At 68.2% G+C, this 20,387-nt stretch carries 22 protein-coding genes; 20 read left to right on the top strand and 2 right to left on the bottom strand.

Annotated features, from left to right (window positions below; all coding sequences use genetic code 11):
* Positions 1-64 precede the first annotated feature (64 nt).
* The 11 genes from ACM6JT_RS29925 to groL all read left to right on the top strand — a co-directional run bounded on the left by ACM6JT_RS29925 (position 65) and on the right by groL (position 10,232).
* Complete coding sequence (locus ACM6JT_RS29925) at positions 65-1,309, top strand: NAD(P)/FAD-dependent oxidoreductase (RefSeq protein WP_414857811.1); 1,245 nt, start codon at positions 65-67, stop codon at positions 1,307-1,309.
* Positions 1,310-1,836: 527 nt separating this feature from the next.
* Positions 1,837-4,038, top strand: coding sequence for a beta strand repeat-containing protein (locus ACM6JT_RS29920; RefSeq protein ID WP_414857810.1), 2,202 nt, complete (start codon positions 1,837-1,839; stop codon positions 4,036-4,038).
* A 312-nt stretch (positions 4,039-4,350) separates the two neighbouring features.
* Positions 4,351-4,710, top strand: a complete 360-nt coding sequence (locus tag ACM6JT_RS29915; RefSeq protein WP_034182870.1) for a hypothetical protein — start codon at positions 4,351-4,353, stop codon at positions 4,708-4,710.
* A gap of 25 nt (positions 4,711-4,735) precedes the next feature.
* The gene (locus tag ACM6JT_RS29910) at positions 4,736-5,251 is read left to right on the top strand and encodes a sigma-70 family RNA polymerase sigma factor (RefSeq protein WP_072436428.1); all 516 of its coding nucleotides are present in this window, start codon (positions 4,736-4,738) and stop codon (positions 5,249-5,251) included.
* Complete coding sequence (locus ACM6JT_RS29905; RefSeq protein ID WP_131947859.1) at positions 5,248-6,030, top strand: anti-sigma factor family protein; 783 nt, start codon at positions 5,248-5,250, stop codon at positions 6,028-6,030. The genes ACM6JT_RS29910 and ACM6JT_RS29905 overlap by 4 nt, the downstream gene beginning before the upstream one ends.
* Before the next feature lie 28 nt (positions 6,031-6,058).
* Positions 6,059-6,496 carry a quinol oxidase gene (locus ACM6JT_RS29900; protein WP_034183421.1) on the top strand — a complete coding sequence of 146 codons (438 nt, stop codon included), beginning with the start codon at positions 6,059-6,061 and terminating at the stop codon, positions 6,494-6,496.
* Positions 6,493-7,125 carry a LolA family protein gene (locus tag ACM6JT_RS29895; RefSeq protein WP_105393280.1) on the top strand — a complete coding sequence of 211 codons (633 nt, stop codon included), beginning with the start codon at positions 6,493-6,495 and terminating at the stop codon, positions 7,123-7,125. The genes ACM6JT_RS29900 and ACM6JT_RS29895 overlap by 4 nt, the downstream gene beginning before the upstream one ends.
* A gap of 45 nt (positions 7,126-7,170) precedes the next feature.
* On the top strand, positions 7,171-7,686 hold the full coding sequence (locus tag ACM6JT_RS29890; RefSeq protein WP_034182873.1) for an SRPBCC family protein: 516 nt from the start codon (positions 7,171-7,173) through the stop codon (positions 7,684-7,686).
* A gap of 6 nt (positions 7,687-7,692) precedes the next feature.
* A complete protein-coding gene (locus ACM6JT_RS29885) occupies positions 7,693-7,929 on the top strand; it encodes a hypothetical protein (RefSeq protein ID WP_175748755.1) in 237 nt (78 codons plus the stop codon).
* 322 nt (positions 7,930-8,251) lie between these two features.
* On the top strand, positions 8,252-8,545 hold the full coding sequence (locus tag ACM6JT_RS29880) for a co-chaperone GroES (protein ID WP_026044985.1): 294 nt from the start codon (positions 8,252-8,254) through the stop codon (positions 8,543-8,545).
* A 46-nt stretch (positions 8,546-8,591) separates the two neighbouring features.
* Complete coding sequence (groL, locus tag ACM6JT_RS29875; protein WP_031402778.1) at positions 8,592-10,232, top strand: chaperonin GroEL; 1,641 nt, start codon at positions 8,592-8,594, stop codon at positions 10,230-10,232.
* A 145-nt stretch (positions 10,233-10,377) separates the two neighbouring features.
* On the opposite strand, the gene ACM6JT_RS29870 is transcribed toward groL, so the two are convergent.
* A complete protein-coding gene (locus tag ACM6JT_RS29870) occupies positions 10,378-11,244 on the bottom strand; it encodes a hydroxymethylpyrimidine/phosphomethylpyrimidine kinase (protein WP_034182874.1) in 867 nt (288 codons plus the stop codon).
* A gap of 254 nt (positions 11,245-11,498) precedes the next feature.
* On the opposite strand from ACM6JT_RS29870, the gene ACM6JT_RS29865 reads away from it, so the two are divergent.
* From ACM6JT_RS29865 to ACM6JT_RS29830, 8 genes are all read left to right on the top strand, one after another.
* Complete coding sequence (locus ACM6JT_RS29865) at positions 11,499-11,669, top strand: rubredoxin (protein ID WP_004186709.1); 171 nt, start codon at positions 11,499-11,501, stop codon at positions 11,667-11,669.
* Between the two features lie 104 nt (positions 11,670-11,773).
* Complete coding sequence (locus ACM6JT_RS29860) at positions 11,774-13,075, top strand: hypothetical protein (RefSeq protein WP_034182875.1); 1,302 nt, start codon at positions 11,774-11,776, stop codon at positions 13,073-13,075.
* Positions 13,076-13,257: 182 nt separating this feature from the next.
* Positions 13,258-13,836, top strand: coding sequence for a YqgE/AlgH family protein (locus ACM6JT_RS29855; protein WP_006491354.1), 579 nt, complete (start codon positions 13,258-13,260; stop codon positions 13,834-13,836).
* The gene (gene ruvX / locus ACM6JT_RS29850; protein ID WP_027788201.1) at positions 13,833-14,282 is read left to right on the top strand and encodes a Holliday junction resolvase RuvX; all 450 of its coding nucleotides are present in this window, start codon (positions 13,833-13,835) and stop codon (positions 14,280-14,282) included. Before ACM6JT_RS29855 ends, ruvX begins: the two co-directional genes overlap by 4 nt.
* Entirely contained in the window at positions 14,269-14,784 is a 516-nt protein-coding gene (pyrR, locus tag ACM6JT_RS29845; RefSeq protein WP_034182876.1) for a bifunctional pyr operon transcriptional regulator/uracil phosphoribosyltransferase PyrR, read from the top strand. The genes ruvX and pyrR overlap by 14 nt, the downstream gene beginning before the upstream one ends.
* A gap of 74 nt (positions 14,785-14,858) precedes the next feature.
* Entirely contained in the window at positions 14,859-15,890 is a 1,032-nt protein-coding gene (locus ACM6JT_RS29840) for an aspartate carbamoyltransferase catalytic subunit (RefSeq protein WP_414857809.1), read from the top strand.
* Between the two features lie 52 nt (positions 15,891-15,942).
* On the top strand, positions 15,943-17,232 hold the full coding sequence (locus ACM6JT_RS29835) for a dihydroorotase (protein WP_034182878.1): 1,290 nt from the start codon (positions 15,943-15,945) through the stop codon (positions 17,230-17,232).
* A 19-nt stretch (positions 17,233-17,251) separates the two neighbouring features.
* Entirely contained in the window at positions 17,252-18,109 is an 858-nt protein-coding gene (locus tag ACM6JT_RS29830) for a lysophospholipid acyltransferase family protein (protein WP_034182879.1), read from the top strand.
* A 32-nt stretch (positions 18,110-18,141) separates the two neighbouring features.
* On the opposite strand, the gene ACM6JT_RS29825 is transcribed toward ACM6JT_RS29830, so the two are convergent.
* Positions 18,142-18,981 (bottom strand): symmetrical bis(5'-nucleosyl)-tetraphosphatase, encoded by an 840-nt coding sequence (locus ACM6JT_RS29825; RefSeq protein WP_414857808.1) that lies wholly within the window; start codon positions 18,979-18,981, stop codon positions 18,142-18,144.
* Positions 18,982-19,320: 339 nt separating this feature from the next.
* On the opposite strand from ACM6JT_RS29825, the gene rfbB reads away from it, so the two are divergent.
* Positions 19,321-20,382, top strand: a complete 1,062-nt coding sequence (gene rfbB, locus ACM6JT_RS29820; RefSeq protein WP_034182881.1) for a dTDP-glucose 4,6-dehydratase — start codon at positions 19,321-19,323, stop codon at positions 20,380-20,382.
* Positions 20,383-20,387: the final 5 nt, after the last annotated feature.

Here is a 20,387-nt window from a genome sequence, read left to right as displayed (position 1 = left end):
CGGCCGCGCGCCGGCCGCGGGGCCGGCGCGCGTCGCATCGAATCTCGACGCTGGGCGGGGAAGCATGGATTTCGACGTCATCGTTCTGGGGGCCGGCATCGTCGGCGTGTCGTCGGCGCTGCATCTGCAGGATCGCGGGTTGCGCGTCGCGCTCGTCGACCGGCGCGCGCCCGGCGAGGAAACGAGCCACGGCAATGCCGGGTTGATCGAGCGCTCGTCGGTCGTGCCGTATGCGTTTCCGCGCCGGCTCGGCACGCTGCTGCGCTATGCGCGCAATCGCTCGGTCGATCTCTATTGGGACTATCGTGCGCTGCCCGCGTATGCGGGCTGGCTCGCGCGCTTCTGGCGCGAATCGTCGCCGCAGCGGCTCGCGGCCGCCGCGCGCGACATGCTGCCGCTCGTCGCGGCGAGCGTCGTCGAGCACGATGCGCTGCTCGCGCGCACCGACGCGCAGCCGCTCGTGCACGACGGCGGGTGGATCGAGGCATTCCGTTCGCCCGCGCTGTTCGACGCGGAAACGCGCGCGCAGCAGCGCGTGGCCGACGCGCACGGGCTGCGGATGACCGTGCTCGACAAGCGCGCGCTGCGCGAACGCGAGCCCGGCGTCGGCGACGCATTCTGCGGCGCGTTCCATTGGCAGGACCCGAAGACCGTGTCGAGCCCGGGCGGGCTGACCAAGGCCTACGCGCGGCTGTTCGAACGCGACGGCGGCACGTTCGTGCTCGGCGACGCGAAGACGCTCGCGCAGGTGGATGGCGGCTGGCGGGTCGACACCGAGCGTGGGGCGATTTCGGCGCGCTCGGCCGTGGTCGCGCTCGGGCCGTGGTCCGATCACGTGTTCGCGCCGCTCGGCTACCGGATTCCGCTGCGCGCGAAGCGCGGCTACCACATGCACTACCTGCCGACGCGCACGCTGCTGAACGTGCCGGTGTGCGATACCGAGGAAGGCTTCGTCGTCGCGCCGATGGAAGGCGGCCGCCTGCGGCTCACGACCGGCGTCGAGATCGCGCTGCGCGGTGCGCCGCCGACCGGCGTGCAGCTCGCGCGCGCCGAGCCGCTGGCGCGCGACGCGTTCGGCATCGGCGAACGGCTCGATCGCGAGCCGTGGCTCGGGATGCGGCCGTGCACGCCCGACATGCGTCCGGTGATCGGGCCCGCGCCGCGCCATCGCCATCTGTGGTTCGCGTTCGGCCATTGCCACCACGGGCTCACGCTCGGCCCCGCGACCGGGCGCCTGCTCGCCGAAATGATGACGGGCGCGCCGACCTATATCGATCCCCGTCCGTACCGGCCTGCGCGCTTCGGTTGAACCGGCGATGCGGCGATGCGGCGCAGGTCCGCGCCGCCGCCGCGCGCGATGCATCGCATTCTCCGGCCGCGACGCGGCCGCAACAATTTTTCATTTGGCTATCCGAATTATCAAAATCCGGGTAATCGGAAATGATCTGCGTAATCGCCGGGAAAGAAATCGCGAAATAAAGAAAATCAGCAAATTCGCGATTTATCGATGCATTTTCATTTCGCTGAAATGCACATTGGGTAGTCGGTCATGACGCTGCATGGCAGCGTCGCAGCCGCACGTTCCGGCATTACGTGAATGTACCGGAACACGTTACTACGGGGCTCGCAAACGTTACGTTACATCCGCGTTCCGCCTGCCTTTTTCATCAGACGATTCTGGCTCCGCAGCCCGTTTATTTCGCCTGAAATCCATAAAAAAGCGCTATTGCTTGGAAATAGGCTGGTGATTCAATCCGCTTTTTGAATTGGCACGCTTCGTGCAATCCGTCCCCATGCTTTATCAACGTAGTGCCAACCGAGATGGGGTAAATAAGAATGGGACAGAATTTCAAATTGACGGGTGTGGCGCTGTCGGTTGCGACGGTGTTCGGGGTACTGGCTTCGGGTTCCGCGCTGGCGGGGGCCCTCGATTCGCTGCCGATCCCGCAAGTGATCGTCAATCCGCCGACGAACAGCGTGTCGGTCGGGCTGGTCGCGACGGGCACGTCGCCGCTGGGCTCGGTCACCGTGACGGCAGGCGGCTCGGGCGCGATCCAGACGTCGCTCGGCAATCCAGGCCAGGTGCTGTCGGGCGCCGTGGGGGCGGCGACGGGCGCACTCGGCGGTGGCGGCGGCACGGTGCAGCCGCTGGCGCCGGTTCAAGGCGTCGTGAATCAGGTGACGAGTGCGCTGAGTGGCGGCAACCCGGCTGGCGCGCTAACCGGCGCATTGAATACGGCGACGGGGACGCTGAGCAATGCGGTTGGTACGGTTACGGGTGCACTGGGTAACGTCGGCGGCGGTGCGAATCCGCTGGCGCCGGTCCAGGGTGTCGTGAATCAAGTGACGGGTGCGGTCGGTGGCGGCAATCCAGCCAGTGTACTGACTGGCGCGCTTGGCACGGTGACGGGGGCGTTGGGTGGTGTCGGTGGTGGGGCGAATCCGTTGGCGCCGGTGCAAGGCGTCGTGAATCAAGTGACGGGCGCGCTCGGCGGCGACAACCCGGCAGGCGCACTGACCGGCGCGCTGAATACCGCGACGGGGACGCTGAGCAACGCCCTCGGCACCGCAACGGGCGCCCTGGGTGGTATCGGCGGCGGTGCGAATCCGCTGGCGCCGGTTCAGGGTGTGGTGAATCAAGTGACGGGCGCGCTCGGTGGCGGCAACCCGGCCAGTGCACTGACTGGCGCGCTTGGCACGGTGACGGGGGCGCTGGGTGGTGTCGGTGGCGGCTCGAATCCGTTGGCGCCGGTCCAAGGTGTCGTGAACCAGGTCACGGGCGCGCTCGGCAACGGCAACCCGGCAAGCGCATTGACCGGCGCCCTCGGCACGGTAACGGGCGCCCTAGGCAACATCGGCGGCGGCTCGAACCCGCTGGCACCGATCCAGAACGTCGTCGACCAGGTGACGGGCACGCTCGGCAGCGGCAACCCGGCCGGTTCGCTGAGCAACGCGGTCAACACGATCACGAGCACGCTCGGCAACGTCGGTGGTGCGGGGAGCCCGCTCGCGCCGGTGCAAGGCGTCGTCACGCAGCTCGCCGGCACGCTCGGCAACGACAATCCGGCCGGTGCACTGACGAACGCGCTGAACTCGGTGACGGGTGCCCTCGGCAACCTCGGCGGGTCGAACCCGCTCGCGCCGGTGCAGGGCGTCGTGAACCAGGTCGTCGGCACGCTGTCCGGCGCGGGAGGCGGCAGCCCGATCACGCCGATCACGAACCTCGTCAACGGCCTGCAGAACGCGCTGCCGACCGGCGGCAACGCTGCCGGCGTACTGAACGGTGCACTCGGCTCGGTGACGGGTGCGCTCGGCAACCTCGGCGGGTCGAATCCACTGGCGCCGGTGCAAGGCGTCGTCAACCAGGTCGTCGGCACGCTCGGCGGCAACAATCCGGCTGCGACGCTGAGCAACGCGGTCGGCACGGCCACGGGCGCACTCGGCAATGCAGTCGGCTCCGTCGCGGGCGCGCTCGGCGCGCTGGGCGGCACGAGCCCGCTGGCGCCGGTGCAGGGTGTCGTCAACCAGGTCGTCGGCACGCTCGGCAGCGGCAATCCGGCAGGTGCACTGACGGGCGCGCTGAACTCGGTGACGGGTGCCCTCGGCAACCTCGGCGGCACGAACCCGCTGGCGCCGGTGCAAGGCGTCGTCAACCAGGTCGTCGGCACGCTGACGGGCGCGGCGGGCAACAGCCCGATCGCACCGATCACGAACCTCGTGAATGGCCTGACTGGCGGCAGCAACCCGGCCGGCGCGCTGTCGGGTGCGGCCGGTTCGACGGCAGCGGCAGGCGGCAGCCTGCTCGGTTCGGGCTCGAACGCGGCCGGCGGCACGGCGGGCGCGGTCGGCTCGCTGTTGACGACGGGTGCCAACTCGACGGTGACGGTCGTCAATGCGGTCGGCACGTCGGCGGGCACGGCGCTCGGTTCCGCGCCGGGCCTGTCGGTGACGCCGCATTCGGGCAACGGCTCGCCGAACAACCCGCTCGCACCGGTGACGACGCTGCTGCAATCGCTGACCGGCGCACTGCCGAGATAACGAGCCGGAAACGCACGGCGGCGCCGTATCGGCCGCCATGCGAAACGGCCGTGCAACATGGGTCGCGCAACGCGGCATGACAGGGATGTCATGCCGCGTTGTCCTTTGGGTTTCCCGCTTTCTTTCGTCGTATGAATGGCCGATGCCGGGCCGCCGCCGATCGTCGCAGGGCGGCATGGAATAACCGGCCGCTTTCGTCCGTTTACATACCGAGTCCCGGCACGACCGGCCGGCGGGATAATGGTCTCGACGAAGCCGATCGTCCCGTCCGGCGCCGCCGTGTCGCGATGCCATGTCAAAAGGAGAACGGGAATGAAACGGATGCTTTTCGCCGCCGCGCTGATGGCGGCGATCGTGCGGCCGGCGGCCGCGGAACCGCCACAGGTCGGCGACGGGAAACTGGTCGACGAAGATCACATGACGCTGTACGTGTTCGATCGCGACGCGCCCGGCAAGAGCGCGTGCGACAGCGCGTGCGCGGCCAACTGGCCGCCCGCGATCGCCGACTCGTACGACAAGGCGTCGGGCGCGTGGAGCCTCGTCACGCGCAGCGACGGCAAGAAGCAATGGGCGTACCACGGGCGCCCGCTGTATCGCTGGAAGATGGACCACAAGGCCGGCGACGCGGGCGGCGACGGGATCGGCGGCATGTGGCACGTTGCACGTCCGTAACGGCGCGGCGACGCGCGACGCATCGATGAGCTACGAATCGGACCTGCTGGTGTGGCTGCCCCATCTCACGCGCTATGCGCGTGCGCTGACGGGCGACCGGGCCTGGGCGGACGATCTCGTGCAGGACACGCTCGAGCGTGCGCTGAACCGGCCGCCGCGCGACGGCGGCAACCTGCGTGCGTGGCTGCTGACGCTGCTGCGGCACCGCTTCATCGACCAGTTGCGGGCGCGGCACGAGATCGCGGTCGACGATGCGACGGCGCCGTGGCAGACGATGGCCGCGCCGTCCGGCGAGATCGGCGGGCTGGTGCTGCGCGACGTGCAGCGCGCGCTGTACCGGCTGCCCGTCGAACAGCGCGAGGTGCTGCTGCTGGTCGCGCTCGAGGAGTTGAGCTATCGCGACGCCGCGCAGGTGCTCGGCGTACCGGTGGGAACGGTGATGTCGCGGCTCGCGCGGGCGCGCGGGCAGATGCGCGCACTGCTGTCGGACGAGCCGTCGGCGCACGGCACGGCCGCGTTACGGGTAATCGGGAAGACATGATGGACGAACCGCACAAGCCTTCGAACGATCGGGACGACGATGCGTCGGCGCAACTGCTGTCCGCGTTGCTGGACGGCGAGCTGTCCGGGCACGAGCAGCGCGAGATGCTCGAGCGCCTGCAGTCCGATCCGAAGGAGGCCGAACGATTCGCGCATTACCGTGCCCAGCGCGACGCGCTGCAGGCGCTGTTTCCGTTGCCGGGCGCCGCGCCCGCGCTGTTCGTGCAGCGCCGCGCGCCGCGCCGGCGCGCTATCGCGTATGCGTTCGCGGGGCTGGCGGCCGGGCTGCTGATCGGCGTCGCGCTGCATGCGGGCTGGGCCGCGTTCGGCAGCGAACCGGCGTTCGCCGCGCGCGCCGATGTCGCGTATGCGGTGTACGCAGCCGATCGCGAGCATCCGGTCGAGGTCGGCGCGGGCGATCCCGAGCACCTTGCCGCGTGGCTGTCGGCGCGTGTCGGGCGGCCCGTGCGCGCGCCGTCGCTCGACGAATACGGCTACGCGCTGCTGGGCGGCCGCTTGCTGCCCGGCGACGCGGGGCCGGCCGCGCAGTTCATGTACCAGCGTGCGGACGGCAAGCGCGTGACGCTGTACATGACCGCGTACGACGCGCGGCGCCTCGCGCCGCGGGCGATGTCGGCCGACGGCCGCTACACGTATTTCTGGTCGGATCGCGGCATGGGCTATGCGCTGTCCGGCCGCGGCGACGAACGGCGCCTGCGCGAGCTCGCGATCGAAGCGTGCGGCGCGCTAGGCGGCTCGACCGACGCGTGGAAAGGATGACGTGCGCGGCGCCGGCAGGGAGCAGGCGATGAAGATGAAGAAGACGATGACGAAGGCACTCGTGCTGATGCCCATGCTCGCGGCACTCGCCGCGGGCGCCACGCTCGCGCGTGCCGACGGCGATGCGCCGGTGCGCGTGCCGGTGGACGCAGACGGCGTGCAGCGGGTGACGATCGTAGGCGGCAGCTATTTCTTCCGCCCGAGCCACGTGATCGTGCGCGCGCACGTGCCGGTCGAGCTGACCGTGTCGGCCGAGCCCGGCGTGGCGCCGCACAGTTTCGAAATCGATGCGCCGCAGGCCGGCATCGCGGTCCACACCGAACTGGCCACGACGCCGAAGAAACTGCGCTTCACACCGGCGCAGCCGGGCCGGTTCGCCTACTATTGCACGCATCGGCTGCTGTTTTTCAGGAGCCATCGCGAGCGCGGGATGGAAGGCGTGCTCGACGTCGAGGCGGCGCCGTGATCGCCGCGTTGCTGGCCGCGAGCCTGATAGGAGCGAGCATGACAGCCGATCCCGTGACCGTTGCGCAGGCACATTTCGACCACGTCCGCTCGTACCGCGCGACGATCCGCTCGTCGGCGCGGAGCGGCGAACACGCCGAAATCCGCTACGCGTACCTGAAACCGGGCTTCGTCCGGATGGATTTCGTGTCGCCTCATCACGGCGCGGTGCTCGCATACGATCCCGGCGACGGCAAGGTGCGGCTGCGCCCGTTCGGCGCACACGCGCCGCCCGCGTTGACGCTGTCGCCGTCCAATCCGCTCGTGCGCGACCGCAGCGGCCACCGGGTCGACCGGTCGGACGTCGGCGAACTGCTGCGCAACGTTCATGCGCTGCAGCAGGGCGGCGCGACGGTGACCGAAGGCGAGGAAGCCGTCGGCGGCCGGACCGCGCTGCGCGTGTCGGTCACGGGCGCGCCCGCGCATGCGGTCGGCGGCGTGCATCGCTACCGGCTATGGCTGGACGCCGAGGACGGCTTTCCGCTGAAGGTCGTCAGCTTCGCGAACGATGACGACGTGCCGCTCGAAACCGTGACGCTCGACGATATCGAGATCGACGTCGCGTTTCCCGAGCGCTTCTTCGTGCCCTGATCGGTGCGCTGATTCATTGCCCCTGACGCGCATGCCGGAGGCTGCATGGCGGAATACCGGTTCTCGACGACCTGGCGCGTGGACGCCCCGCTCGCGGCGGTCTGGGACGCGATCTACCAGGTCGACCGCTGGCCCGACTGGTGGAAGGGCGCCGTGCGCACCGTCGAGATCGAGCCGGGCGACGCGCGCGGCGTCGGTGCGCTGCACCGGTATACGTGGAAGGGCGCGCTGCCGTACCGGCTGACCTTCGACATGCGCGTACGGCGCGTCGAGCCCGGGCATGCGCTGGAAGGCCGCGCGAGCGGCGCGATCGAAGGCGACGGATGCTGGTCGTTCGCCGGCGACGGCGCATGCACCGTCGTGCGCTACGACTGGCACATCCGCACGCAACTGAAGTGGATGAACTGGCTGGAGCCGATCGCGCGCCCGTTGTTCAAATGGAATCACGACGTCGTGATGCGCGAAGGCGCGAAAGGGCTCGCGCGGCTGCTGGGCGCGGCGGTCGAGACGGAGGGCCGGACCTTCCGGCCGCTGTCGGGCGCGGGCTGCGCCGATACGTGACGACGTGTGACGGTGCGTGACGGCGATCCGCGCCGCTCAGCACGCGTACGCCATCACCGCATTTTCGACAACGAGCGCAACGTGTTCGCCGACTGCCGGACACCGGTGTCCCGGCCCGCGTACCCGCACGAACACGTTGGCATCGGCATCGATGCATCGGCGGGGAGGGTGCGCAAGGGGCGTCCGGCGTACGCGAAGGCGGCGCTGCAGCATGCCGGATCGGCGCCGGCGCAGTTTTTTTGATGCGATGTCGCCGGCCTCAGGAACTCCGTGCTTACCCGGTGTCCAAACGGGGCTGGATGGGATTCACGGGCCCCTCGGGCCCGCCGGTCGGGCCGGAAACGTTCGTCATGGTTTTGTTTCTAAAGGGTTTTTTGTTGTTTTCGAGCGTTTTTCCCGCTGCCGCGCCGTTCGAAAAATTCGTCCGGTTTCCCTTCTTGAATTTGTCAAAACCCGTCCATATAATTAGCACTCGCTGCACGAGAGTGCTAACAATTCTCTGCCGGGCGTTCCGCCGGGCAGATTCCCCAAGCGTTCTTCAATCTCAGTCAAGAGAGGAGTGAATATGAACCTTCGTCCTTTGCACGATCGCGTGATCGTCAAGCGTCTGGATCAAGAAACCAAGACCGCCTCGGGCATCGTCATCCCCGAAGCCGCTGCTGAAAAGCCGGATCAAGGCGAGATCCTCGCGGTCGGCCCGGGCAAGCGTGACGACAAGGGCGCCCCGATCGCGCTCGACGTGAAGGTCGGCGATCGCGTCCTGTTCGGCAAGTACGCAGGCCAGACCGTGAAGGTCGACGGCCAGGAACTGCTGGTCATGCGCGAAGAAGACATCATGGCCGTGGTCAACGCTAACTAAGCGTCCTTCGACGGTACATATTCCCAAGAATTCAAGGAGTTAGAAGATGGCAGCTAAAGACGTCGTATTCGGCGATTCCGCCCGTTCGAAGATGGTCGAAGGCGTGAACATTCTCGCCAACGCAGTCAAGGTCACGCTGGGTCCGAAGGGCCGCAACGTGGTGCTCGAGCGCAGCTTCGGCGGCCCGACGGTCACCAAGGACGGTGTGTCGGTCGCGAAGGAAATCGAGCTGAAGGACAAGCTCCAGAACATGGGCGCGCAAATGGTCAAGGAAGTTGCTTCCAAGACCAGCGACAACGCAGGCGACGGCACGACGACGGCAACCGTCCTCGCGCAATCGATCGTCCGCGAAGGCATGAAGTACGTCGCATCGGGCATGAACCCGATGGACCTGAAGCGCGGCATCGACAAGGCAGTCGCAGCGGCTGTCGAAGAGCTGAAGAAGATCAGCAAGCCGTGCACGACGAACAAGGAAATCGCACAGGTCGGCTCGATCTCGGCGAACAGCGATTCGTCGATCGGCGATCGCATCGCTGAAGCGATGGACAAGGTCGGCAAGGAAGGCGTGATCACCGTCGAAGACGGCAAGTCGCTGGCCGACGAACTCGACGTCGTCGAAGGCATGCAGTTCGACCGCGGCTACCTGTCGCCGTACTTCATCAACAACCCGGACAAGCAAGTCGCCGTCCTCGACAACCCGTTCGTGCTGCTGCACGACAAGAAGGTGTCGAACATCCGTGATCTGCTGCCGGTGCTCGAGCAAGTCGCGAAGGCTGGCCGTCCGCTGCTGATCATCGCTGAAGACGTCGAAGGCGAAGCGCTCGCAACGCTGGTCGTCAACAACATCCGCGGCATCCTGAAGACCGTCGCGGTCAAGGCACCGGGCTTCGGCGATCGTCGCAAGGCGATGCTGGAAGACATCGCGATCCTGACCGGCGGTCAGGTCGTCGCGGAAGAAACCGGCCTGACGCTCGAGAAGGCAACGCTGGCAGAACTGGGCCAGGCGAAGCGCATCGAAGTGGGCAAGGAAAACACGACGATCATCGACGGCGCAGGCGAAGCCGTGAACATCGAAGCACGCGTGAAGCAAGTGCGCGCGCAGATCGAAGAAGCGACGTCGGACTACGACCGTGAAAAGCTGCAAGAGCGCGTGGCCAAGCTGGCCGGCGGCGTGGCAGTGATCAAGGTCGGTGCTGCGACCGAAGTCGAAATGAAGGAAAAGAAGGCACGTGTCGAAGACGCACTGCACGCAACGCGCGCAGCTGTGGAAGAAGGCATCGTGGCAGGCGGCGGCGTCGCGCTGATCCGCGCTCGCACCGCGATCGCGGGCCTGACCGGCCTGAACGCCGACCAGAACGCCGGCATCAAGATCGTGCTGCGCGCAATGGAAGAGCCGCTGCGCCAGATCGTCACGAACGGCGGCGAAGAAGCCAGCGTCGTGGTGGCGGCAGTTGCTGCAGGCAAGGGCAACTACGGCTACAACGCAGCGACGGGCGAGTACGTCGACATGGTCGAAGCCGGCGTCGTCGACCCGACCAAGGTCACGCGCACCGCACTGCAGAACGCAGCTTCGGTTGCAGGCCTGCTGCTGACGACGGACGCAGCCGTTGCAGAACTGCCGAAGGAAGATGCACCGATGCCGGGCGGCATGCCGGGCGGCATGGGCGGCATGGGCATGGACATGTAATCGACTTCGGTCGATGGTGTCCGGAACGCGCAGCGATGCGCGTTCCAGCCAAAAGAAAAGACCCGCAGCGATGCGGGTCTTTTTTTATTTGCGCGCCGGATTCGCATGCGCGCGCCGGCCGGCGTTCACGCCCGCCGCGCGCGTTTCAATGCCGGTGCGACGTCCTCGGCACCGGTTCGACCTTCGTGGCCGGCGGCGTGTCCGCATCGTCGTTGCTGCGCGCCCAGAAGAACCGGTCGGGCAGGTATGCGCCCATGCCGGGCCGGAACGCGTCGCGCACGGCCTGGTACAGGTACTCCTGCGCCTCGCGGACCGCCTCGGGCGGCTCCTGGCCGTTCGCGAGCAGCGCCGCGATGGCCGCGCCGAGCGTATCGGTGATGCCCATCAGCCGGTGCGGCGAGCGATCCCACATGTCCTCGCGGAGCTGGCCTTCCTCGCCGTACAGCGTGTTGACGAGCCGGTGCGAGCCCGTCTCGGACGACAGGATGTACTCGCAGCCCTGCGACAGCAGGTGCGACACGGCCGCGTCGAGATTCGGCGCCTCGGCGTCGCCGTCCGGCTGCGCGAGCGCGATCAGCGTCGCGTAGTCGGCGACCAGCAGCGTCGTCTGAGGCGCCAGCAGGTCGGCGATCGATTCGCGCAGGTCGTCGGCCGCGAGCACGTGCTCGTCGTCGAGCGTGAAGTCCGGTGCGAGCACGAGCGGCACGCCGTCGTAGTCGGCGACGACCTCGGCGATCGCGCTGACGACTTCCGCGCGCGTCGCCGCGCCGATCTTGAACGCGGCGACCGGCATGTCCTCGAGCAGCATGCGCGCCTGGGCGGCGACGACGTCGGGGTCGAGGCCGGTCACTTCGTCGCAGGCGGCCGAGTCGCGCACGGTGTAGCCCGTCAGGACGGACACGCCGTGGCAGCCCATGCTCGCCAGGGTCATCAGATCGGCTTGGAGGCCGGAGCCGCCGGTGGGATCGGACAGGCCGAAGGTGAGGACGATCGGAGGGGCGTTGCTGGACATGTAAAAATGGGGCAAGAGAAAAACGGGAAAGCGACGGAGATGCGGACGGCGAGGCGAAATGGGCTTTTTCGGCCCTGTGTTGCCCGGCAGGCCGCACTTTTCAGCCATTATGCGGCGGAATCCGGCCCGCACGACGGATTTTTTAGCGCAGCGCAACGTAGTCGCCGGACTCCAGCGCGATTGCTAGGCAGTCCGGCCCCGACACGGTACCATCATGGCTCCCGAATTTACCGACTTTCCCGACGCGGCTTAAGATGGAATACAAGAGCTGGATGTGCCTGATTTGTGGCTGGATTTACGACGAAGAAGCCGGGCTGCCGGAAGAGGGCATTGCCCCCGGCACGCGCTGGGAAGACGTCCCGATCAACTGGACGTGTCCCGAATGCGGCGCCCGCAAGGAAGACTTCGAGATGGTCCAGATCTGACCGGACCTTCAGCCCACGGACACCCCGCTCCGGCCTCGCATCGGCCCGGCGCTCGCGCGCCGGGGTTCGTGCGAGCGGCTTGACGATGACAGGCGCGCGTGTCCATGACGTCCGATCCGGCGAACTTTCCCCTCCCTGACGCACTGCCCAATCCGCGCGGCGGGGCCGTGCGCGCGGCCGACGCGTGGCTTGCGGCGGCCGCCGACGCATTCGAGCGGCACGACGACGCGGCCGCGCCGCTGTCCGCTGCCGCGGCCGTGCTGGCGGAAGCCGGCTGGCTGCCGGCCGCGCGTTTCGCCGGGCAATTGTCGGCCGCCGTGCCGCTCGTCGCCGTCGAGCCGACTTCGGCCGGCTGGCGTGCCGCGCTGCGCGATTTCCGCGCGGCCGTCGGGCGCCACAACCTGCGCGAGCTCGCCTGCTCGCCGGTTCTTTTCGAGCATTTCCGTGCATTGCGCGCACAAAGCGCCGCCGACCTGCGCGCGAACACGCCGCTCGACGCGCTCGCGCTCGTCGGCCGCGCGGTGCCGCCGGCCACGCTGCGCGCGCTGCCCGATGCGTTCGCGACCCGGATACGCGCCCGCTACGAGCAGGCGCTGCTCGGCGTACTGCGCGCGCAGCACGCCGCGCCCGACGCGGCGCTCGACGAACTCGATGCGATGCAGGCCACGCTGGCCGATGATGGCCCGTACGATTTCTGGCGGCTCGCGGCCGCGTGCCTGCGCGCGCTGCGCGCGAGCGGCGCGCCCGAACTGAAGCGCTTTCTCGCGCGGACGAACCTGCTGCTCGGCGAGCAGGCACAGGGCCTGCGCAGCGCGCCGCCCGAACTCGTGCGCGAGACGGTTGCGCTGTTGTGGCGCGATTTCGCGCTGTTCGGCGCCGCGGCCGAGGACGTCGCGCTCGTCGACGTACTGCACGATTACGGGCTGACGGTCGACTGGCACGTCGCCGGCACGCCGGCGTCCGAAGCGCTGTGGGAGGCCGATGCCGCGCGGGCCGAGCACGACGCGGTCGCCGTCGCGCCGACCCGCGCGCTCGGCGTCGTGACCGTCAATGCACATGCGTATGAGGATTTCCTGCAGACCGCCGATGCGTCGATGGCCGACCTCGCGGCCGATCCGGCCGTGGCCGACACGCGTGCCGCGTGGCGCGCGTCCGGCGCCGCCTACCGGGTCGGTACGGCCGCGTGCGCGCTCGGGCTCGGCCACGCGGCGCTGCTGGCCGATACGCTCGGCCTCGCGTGGCGCCGTGCCGCGCACGGCGTACCGCTCGCCGGCGGCGGCCTCGACGCGCACGGTCACGCGTCCGACATGTTGCGCGCGGCGCTGCTGAAGATCGCGGCCGGCGTCGCGCCGCCGGACCTGACCGCGGCGTCCGAAGCGCTCGGTACGGCGCTCGGCCGGACCTGACGAACAAGGGGACGGACACGCGGTGGCGACCCTTGCCGCACGGGCCCTCAACACGCTGCCGACAGTGCCCGCGCGCGTGTTAGAGTGCCGTGTGATCCGCGCGCGCCGTTGCCAGCGTGGCGCGGCGTTGCTTGTTGATCGCGGCCCGGTCAGGTCGCGGCGTCTTTGCTAAAATTCAAACCATGTCAAAGCCTTCCGATCGCATCAATCTCACCAACCAGTTCCTGATCGCCATGCCGAACATGGCGGATCCGACGTTTTCGGGAACGGTGGTCTACCTTTGCGATCACAGCGAGCGCGGTGCGCTCGGCCTCGTCATCAACCGTCCCACCGACATCGACCTCGAATCGCTGTTCAACCGCATCGACCTGAAGCTCGACATCGAGCCGCTGCTGCACATTCCCGTGTACTTCGGCGGCCCGGTCCAGACCGAGCGCGGTTTCGTGCTGCACGAGCCGGTCGAGGGCGCGAGCTACAACTCGTCGATGTCCGTCGACGGCGGGCTGGAGATGACGACGTCGAAGGACGTGCTCGAGGCGGTCGCGACGGGCACCGGTCCGAAGCGCTTCCTGCTGACGCTCGGCCACGCAGGCTGGGGCGCAGGGCAGCTCGAGGAAGAAATTTCCCGCAACGGCTGGCTAACGGTCGCCGCCGATCCGCGCATCGTGTTCGACACGCCGGCCGAGGAGCGCTTCGAAGCCGCGCTCGGCCTGCTCGGCGTCAGCTCGTCGATGCTGTCCGGCGAAGCAGGGCACGCATGAGTGGCGCGAGCGCGCGCGATGCGACGCTCCTGGCGTTCGACTATGGCGAAAAGCGAATCGGGGTCGCGATCGGCAATGCGCTGACGCGCTCGGCCCGCGCGCTCGTCGTGATCCAGAACCTGAACCGCGAACACCGTTTCAAGGCGGTCGGCGACCTGCTGGCCGAATGGCGGCCGGACGCGCTCGTCGTCGGCCTGCCGATGCATCCGGACGGCACGCCGCACGACATGACGCAGCAGGCCAAGCGCTTCGGCAACCAGCTGAACGGCCGCTTCGGGCTGCCCGTCACGTGGGTCGACGAGCGCTATTCGTCGGTCGAGGCCGAGGCCGGGCTGCGCGAGCGCAACGTGCGCGGCCGCGCACGCGCCGAGATGCTCGATGCCGAGGCCGCGCGCGTCATCCTTCAACAGTATCTCGATCAATTGTCCGACCATGAGCACCATTGACGCCGAGGCGCTTTACCGCGCTCTGCTCGACCAGATCCGCGCCGCTTACGGCGCGGCTTTCGCCGAACCGGGCGGCCCGCGGCTCGCCGGCATCTACAGCGGCGGCGCGTGGCTCGCCGAACGCCTCGCGCGCGATCTCGGCGCGCCGGCGTTCGGCGTCGTGAACGTCGCGCTGCATCGCGACGACTACGCGAAGAAGGGGCTGCACAGCCAGGCCAGCCCGACGTCGCTGCCGTTCGATGTCAACGGCGCGCGCATCGTGCTCGTCGACGACGTGCTGTACACCGGGCGCACCGTGCGCGCGGCGCTCAACGAGCTGTTCGACTACGGCCGTCCGGCCGCGGTCGAGCTCGCGGTGCTCGCCGACCGCGGCGGCCGCGAGCTGCCGGTCGCCGCGCGCTTCGCGGGCGGTGCGCTCGACGTGCCGGCCGGCGCGACGCTCGTGCTCGCGCGCGACGATGCCGCGCAGTTCACGCTGCGCGTCGAGGCGCACGGCGCCTGAACGACACGCGAAACCGTATCCCGGGCCGCTGGTTTTCACCGCGGCCCGTTTGCATAGTTGGAATCACGCACACCATGACCACCGACACCACTGGCCGCACCGGCAATCCCGCGGCGGCCGCGAGCCCCGACCGGTTCCGCTACGGTTTCCTGAAGGGCAACCCGCAGCTCACGAAAAACGGCGAGCTGAAGCACCTGCTGTCGATCGAGGGCCTGCCGCGCTCGATCGTCAACCACATCCTCGATACGGCCGAGCAGTTCGTCAGCGTGACGGACCGTGAAGTGAAGAAGGTGCCGCTGCTGCGCGGCAAGTCCGTCTTCAACCTGTTCTTCGAGAACTCGACGCGCACGCGCACGACCTTCGAGATCGCCGCGACGCGCCTGTCGGCCGACGTGCTGAACCTGAACATCAATGCATCGTCGACGAGCAAGGGCGAATCGCTGCTCGACACGATCAACAACCTGTCGGCGATGCATGCCGACCTGTTCGTCGTGCGCCACGCGTCGAGCGGCGCGCCGTACCTGATCGCCGAGCACTGCGCGCCGCACGTGCACGTGATCAACGCCGGCGACGGCCGCCATGCGCACCCGACGCAGGGCCTGCTCGACATGTACACGATCCGTCATTACAAGCGCGACTTCACGAAGCTGCGCGTGGCGATCGTCGGCGACATCCTGCATTCGCGCGTCGCGCGCTCCGACATCCACGCGCTCACCACGCTCGGCGTGCCGGAAGTGCGTGCGATCGGCCCGCGCACGCTGCTGCCGGGCGGCCTCGAGCAGATGGGCGTGAAGGTGTACCACAACCTCGACGAAGGGCTGAAGGGCGTCGACGTGATCATCATGCTGCGCCTGCAGAACGAGCGGATGAGCGGCGCGCTGCTGCCATCCGCGCAGGAGTACTTCAAGACCTGGGGCCTGACGCCCGAGCGCCTCGCGCTCGCCGCGCCCGACGCGATCGTGATGCACCCGGGCCCGATGAACCGCGGCGTCGAGATCGATTCGCAGGTCGCCGACGGTCCGCAGTCGGTGATCCTCAACCAGGTCACGTTCGGCATCGCCGTGCGGATGGCGGTGATGGGCATCGTCGCCGGCAACAACGGCTGAGCCCGCTTTCGCGCATCCTTATTCACGCAATCAACGCATTTACAGACAGCGCATGAAGATTCATATCAAAGGCGGCACGCTGATCGACCCGGTCGCCGGCACCGAACGGCAGGCCGACGTATTCGTCGCGGCCGGCAAGATCGCAGCGATCGCCGAGGCGGGCGCGGCGGCGCCGGCCGATTTCAACGCCGCGAAGACCATCGACGCGTCGGGCCTGATCGTCGCGCCCGGCCTCGTCGACCTGTGCGCGCGGCTGCGCGAGCCCGGCTACGAGCACAAGGCGACGCTCGCATCCGAGATGGCCGCGGCCGTCGCGGGCGGCGTCACGACCCTCGTGTGCCCGCCGGACACCGATCCCGTGCTCGACGAGCCGGGCCTCGTCGAGATGCTCAAGTTCCGCGCGAGCAACCTGCGCCAGGCGAACGTCCATCCGCTCGGCGCGCTGACCGTCGGCCTCAAGGGCGAAGTGATCACCGAGATGGTCGCGCTGACCGAATCCGGCTGCGTCGGCTTCACGCATGCCAACGTGCCGGTGCGCGACACGCAGGTGCTGCTGCGCGCGTTGCAGTACGCGAGCACCTACGGCTACACCACGTGGCTGCGCCCGCTCGATGCGTTCATCGGCCGCGGCGGCGTTGCCGCGAGCGGCGCGCTCGCGTCGCGGCTCGGGCTGTCCGGCGTGCCGGTCGCGGCCGAGACGATCGCGCTGCACACGATCTTCGAACTGATGCGCGTGACCGGCGCGCGCGTGCACCTCGCGCGGCTGTCGTCGGCGGCCGGCCTCGCGCTCGTGCGTGAGGCGAAGGCCGAGGGGCTGCCCGTGACCTGCGATGTCGGCGTGAACCACCTGCACCTGATCGACGTCGACATCGGCTATTTCGATTCGCAGTTCCGGCTCGACCCGCCGCTGCGCAGCGAACGCGATCGCGAAGCGATCCGCGTGGCGCTTGCAGACGGCACGATCGACGCGATCTGCTCCGACCACACGCCCGTCGACGACGACGAGAAGCTGCTGCCGTTCGGCGAAGCGACGCCTGGTGCGACGGGGCTCGAGCTGCTGCTGTCGCTGACGCTGAAGTGGGCGGACGAGACGCGCACGCCGCTCGCGCAGGCGCTGCGCCGTATCACGTCCGCGCCGGCCGACGTGCTGAAGCTGCCGGCGGGCCGCCTGGCCGAAGGCGGCACGGCCGACCTGTGCGTGTTCGACCCGCGTGCGCACTGGCGCGTCGAGCCGCGTGCGCTGAAGAGCCAGGGCCACAACTCGCCGTTCCTCGGCTACGAACTGCCCGCCTGCGTGCGTACGACGCTCGTCGCCGGACAGATCGCGTTCGAGCGCCACTGAACCACGCCGGACCCTCGCCATGATTGCTCTTCGCAAGCTGCGTCTCGTCTTTCACCTGTTGCGCGGCATGGCGATCGTCGCGCTGCGTTTTTCGCACGTCACGCCCGCGCGCCGTGCCGAGATGACGCGCCGCTGGTCGCTCAAGATGCTGCGGATCTGCGGGATGCGCGTCGTCGTCCACAACGACGGCGCGCGGCTCGACGCGAGCGCGCTCGTGGTCGGCAACCACGTGTCGTGGCTCGACATCTATGCGGTCAATGCGTGGCGGCCGACGCCGTTCGTGTCGAAGGCCGAGGTGCGGCAGTGGCCGGTCGTCGGCTGGCTCGCCGAGAAGCTCGACACCGTGTTCCTGCAGCGCGAGAAGCGCACCGAGGCGATGCGGATCATGCACGAGATGGCCGAGCGCCTGCGCAACGGCGGGCTGATGTGCGTGTTTCCGGAAGGGACGACGTCCGACGGGCAGGACCTGCTGCCGTTCCATGCGAACCTGTTCCAGGCCGCGGTATCGGCCGGCTGCGCGGTGCAACCGATCTGCCTGATGTACGAGGACGCGCAGCGGCGGCAGTCGGTCGCGCCGGCCTACACGGGCGAGTTGTCGCTCGGCAAGTCGCTCGACATGGTGCTGCGCGGCGGCCCGCTCGTCGCGCATCTGTACGTGTGCGAACCGATCGCGCCGGGCGGCGACCGGCGGGCGACTTCCGCGGCGGCGCGCGACGCGATCGCGGCCGCGCTCGCGTCGCTGCAGGAGAAGGTCGGCAAGCCGTCGGCCGAGTCGCTCGCGGAGCTGGCGAAGCATGCGTATCCGGCGACCGAGCTCGGCGCCGGAGCGTCAGGCGATGGGGCGGCCGACGAGCCGGTGCCGGGGCGCGAGGGGTGAGGCGCTTTCTGGTCGGACGACTCAGCGCGTAATCATTCGCCGCCCGGCGCGCCGCACGCTTCGCACTGCACCTGCGTGACCGTGCGCTGCGCCGGATCGGCCGTCAGCCGCACGGCCGACAGCTGGTTCCCCCACACGCATCCCGAATCGAGCGCGACGACGTTCTCGCGCAGCATCAGGCCGAGCGCGGCCCAGTGTCCGAACACGACCGTCACGTCCTCCGTGCGGCGCCCCGACACGTCGAACCACGGCAGGTAGCCGGGCGGCGCGCTGGCGGGGCCGCCGTTCGCCTTGAATTCCATCGCGCCGTCGGGTGTGCAGAAGCGCAGGCGCGTGAACGCGTTGAACGCGACGCGCATGCGGTCGCGTTTCTTCAGGTTCGGGTTCCACTGGTTCGGCTCGTTGCCGTACAGGCCTTGCAGTGTTTCGCGCCAGTCGGGCGCACGCAGCGCGCGCTGGAGTTCGTCGGCGAGTTCGAGTGCCAGCGTGGCGTCCCATTGCGGCAGCACGCCCGCGTGTACGAGCAGCATCCCGTTCTCGGCATGCACGAACGGGCGGTGGCGGACCCAGTCGAGCAGCGCGTCGGCGTCCGGCGCGTCGAGGATCTCGCCGATGGTGTCGCCGGGGCGTTCGGTGCGCAGGCCGGCGGAGACGGCGAGCAGGTGGAGGTCGTGATTGCCGAGCACGGCCGTCACGCGCGGGCCGAGGTCGACCAGCGCGCGCAGCGCGGCGAGGGAGGCAGGCCCGCGGTTGACGACGTCGCCGGCGATCCAGAGCGGCGTGTCGGCGGCGGGCGAAAGCTGGTCGAGCAGCGACTGGAAAGCTGAATGACAGCCTTGGATGTCGCCGATGGCGATGGGGGGGCGGATCATGAAGAGGCGAATATTACAAGGCTCGGATGAAAGGGGATGGAAATCTTATATCTCTTTGATTGTGAAATTCTAATTCCCCTAAATGGTAGAGAAATGGCATGAAATTTCATGGCGAACCCGGGGCCGTAGCGCTGTATCAAGTTGTTAGCGGCATGGCCTTTGCGGTGACCGGCTCTCTATAATTGTCGCCTTCCCCAATAAAATTAGCATTTCATGACTTTGGAGACCATGTCGACCGGTTAAAATTCCCGGTTGGACGCGGCGGTCATATCGATTCGCTACGAATCTGATGCAGCAGGCACTTTGCGATGCCTGCCGCGCATTACTAAAGGGAGCCTCATGATCCTGGTTACGGGCGGCGCGGGTTTTATCGGTGCCAATTTTGTACTCGACTGGCTGCGCGCTTCCGACGAAGCCGTGCTCAACGTCGACAAGCTGACGTATGCGGGGAACCTCCGCACGCTGCAGTCGCTCGACGGGAACCCGAAGCATGTGTTTGCACGCGTCGACATCTGCGACCGTGACGCGCTTGATGCGCTGTTCGCCGAGAACAAGCCCCGTGCCGTGCTGCACTTCGCAGCGGAAAGCCACGTCGATCGCTCGATCCATGGTCCTGCGGACTTCGTGCAGACCAATGTGGTCGGCACGTTCACGCTGCTCGAGGCCACCCGTCAATACTGGAACGGCCTGAACGACGCTGACAAGGCGGCGTTCCGCTTCCTGCACGTGTCGACCGACGAGGTGTTCGGTTCGCTGTCGGCGACCGATCCGCAATTCTCCGAGACGACGCCGTACGCGCCGAACAGCCCGTATTCCGCGACGAAGGCGGGCTCCGACCATCTGGTGCGCGCGTACCACCACACGTACGGCCTGCCGACGCTGACGACGAACTGTTCGAACAACTACGGCCCGTACCAGTTCCCCGAGAAGCTGATCCCGCTGATGATTGCGAATGCACTCGCGGGCAAGCCGCTGCCGGTATATGGCGACGGCCAGAACGTGCGCGACTGGCTGTACGTCGGCGATCACTGCAGCGCGATTCGCGAAGTGCTCGCACGTGGCACCCCCGGCGAGACTTACAACGTCGGCGGCTGGAACGAGAAGAAGAACCTCGAAGTCGTGCATACGCTGTGCGATCTGCTCGACAACGCACGTCCGAAGGCGGCGGGTTCGTACCGCGACCAGATCACCTATGTGACGGATCGCCCCGGCCACGACCGCCGCTATGCGATCGATGCGCGCAAGCTCGAACGCGAACTTGGCTGGAAGCCCGCCGAAACGTTCGAAACCGGTCTGGCGAAGACGGTCGACTGGTATCTCGACAATCAGGTCTGGGCCGACGAAGTTGCGTCGGGCGAGTATCGCAAGTGGGTCGAGACCAATTACGCAAAACGCGCTTGAGGAGA

The sequence above is a fragment of the Burkholderia sp. IT-111MI5 genome (assembly GCF_949752865.1).
Classification (GTDB): domain Bacteria; phylum Pseudomonadota; class Gammaproteobacteria; order Burkholderiales; family Burkholderiaceae; genus Burkholderia; species Burkholderia pyrrocinia_C.
The sequence above is the reverse complement of the archived record's forward strand: the minus strand, read 5'-3'. Positions and strand labels throughout refer to the sequence as shown.

What these genes read in the sequence shown, in the direction of transcription:
- ACM6JT_RS29925 (WP_414857811.1), top strand. Translation starts at nt 65, where the DNA reads ATGGATTTCGACGTCATCGTTCTGGGGGCCGGCATCGTCGGCGTGTCG.
- ACM6JT_RS29920 (WP_414857810.1), top strand. Translation starts at nt 1,837, where the DNA reads ATGGGACAGAATTTCAAATTGACGGGTGTGGCGCTGTCGGTTGCGACG.
- ACM6JT_RS29915 (WP_034182870.1), top strand. Translation starts at nt 4,351, where the DNA reads ATGAAACGGATGCTTTTCGCCGCCGCGCTGATGGCGGCGATCGTGCGG.
- ACM6JT_RS29910 (WP_072436428.1), top strand. Translation starts at nt 4,736, where the DNA reads ATGAGCTACGAATCGGACCTGCTGGTGTGGCTGCCCCATCTCACGCGC.
- ACM6JT_RS29905 (WP_131947859.1), top strand. Translation starts at nt 5,248, where the DNA reads ATGATGGACGAACCGCACAAGCCTTCGAACGATCGGGACGACGATGCG.
- ACM6JT_RS29900 (WP_034183421.1), top strand. Translation starts at nt 6,059, where the DNA reads ATGAAGATGAAGAAGACGATGACGAAGGCACTCGTGCTGATGCCCATG.
- ACM6JT_RS29890 (WP_034182873.1), top strand. Translation starts at nt 7,171, where the DNA reads ATGGCGGAATACCGGTTCTCGACGACCTGGCGCGTGGACGCCCCGCTC.
- ACM6JT_RS29880 (WP_026044985.1), top strand. Translation starts at nt 8,252, where the DNA reads ATGAACCTTCGTCCTTTGCACGATCGCGTGATCGTCAAGCGTCTGGAT.
- groL (WP_031402778.1), top strand. Translation starts at nt 8,592, where the DNA reads ATGGCAGCTAAAGACGTCGTATTCGGCGATTCCGCCCGTTCGAAGATG.
- ACM6JT_RS29870 (WP_034182874.1), bottom strand. Translation starts at nt 11,244, where the DNA reads ATGTCCAGCAACGCCCCTCCGATCGTCCTCACCTTCGGCCTGTCCGAT.
- ACM6JT_RS29865 (WP_004186709.1), top strand. Translation starts at nt 11,499, where the DNA reads ATGGAATACAAGAGCTGGATGTGCCTGATTTGTGGCTGGATTTACGAC.
- ACM6JT_RS29860 (WP_034182875.1), top strand. Translation starts at nt 11,774, where the DNA reads ATGACGTCCGATCCGGCGAACTTTCCCCTCCCTGACGCACTGCCCAAT.
- ACM6JT_RS29855 (WP_006491354.1), top strand. Translation starts at nt 13,258, where the DNA reads ATGTCAAAGCCTTCCGATCGCATCAATCTCACCAACCAGTTCCTGATC.
- ruvX (WP_027788201.1), top strand. Translation starts at nt 13,833, where the DNA reads ATGAGTGGCGCGAGCGCGCGCGATGCGACGCTCCTGGCGTTCGACTAT.
- pyrR (WP_034182876.1), top strand. Translation starts at nt 14,269, where the DNA reads ATGAGCACCATTGACGCCGAGGCGCTTTACCGCGCTCTGCTCGACCAG.
- ACM6JT_RS29840 (WP_414857809.1), top strand. Translation starts at nt 14,859, where the DNA reads ATGACCACCGACACCACTGGCCGCACCGGCAATCCCGCGGCGGCCGCG.
- ACM6JT_RS29835 (WP_034182878.1), top strand. Translation starts at nt 15,943, where the DNA reads ATGAAGATTCATATCAAAGGCGGCACGCTGATCGACCCGGTCGCCGGC.
- ACM6JT_RS29830 (WP_034182879.1), top strand. Translation starts at nt 17,252, where the DNA reads ATGATTGCTCTTCGCAAGCTGCGTCTCGTCTTTCACCTGTTGCGCGGC.
- ACM6JT_RS29825 (WP_414857808.1), bottom strand. Translation starts at nt 18,981, where the DNA reads ATGATCCGCCCCCCCATCGCCATCGGCGACATCCAAGGCTGTCATTCA.
- rfbB (WP_034182881.1), top strand. Translation starts at nt 19,321, where the DNA reads ATGATCCTGGTTACGGGCGGCGCGGGTTTTATCGGTGCCAATTTTGTA.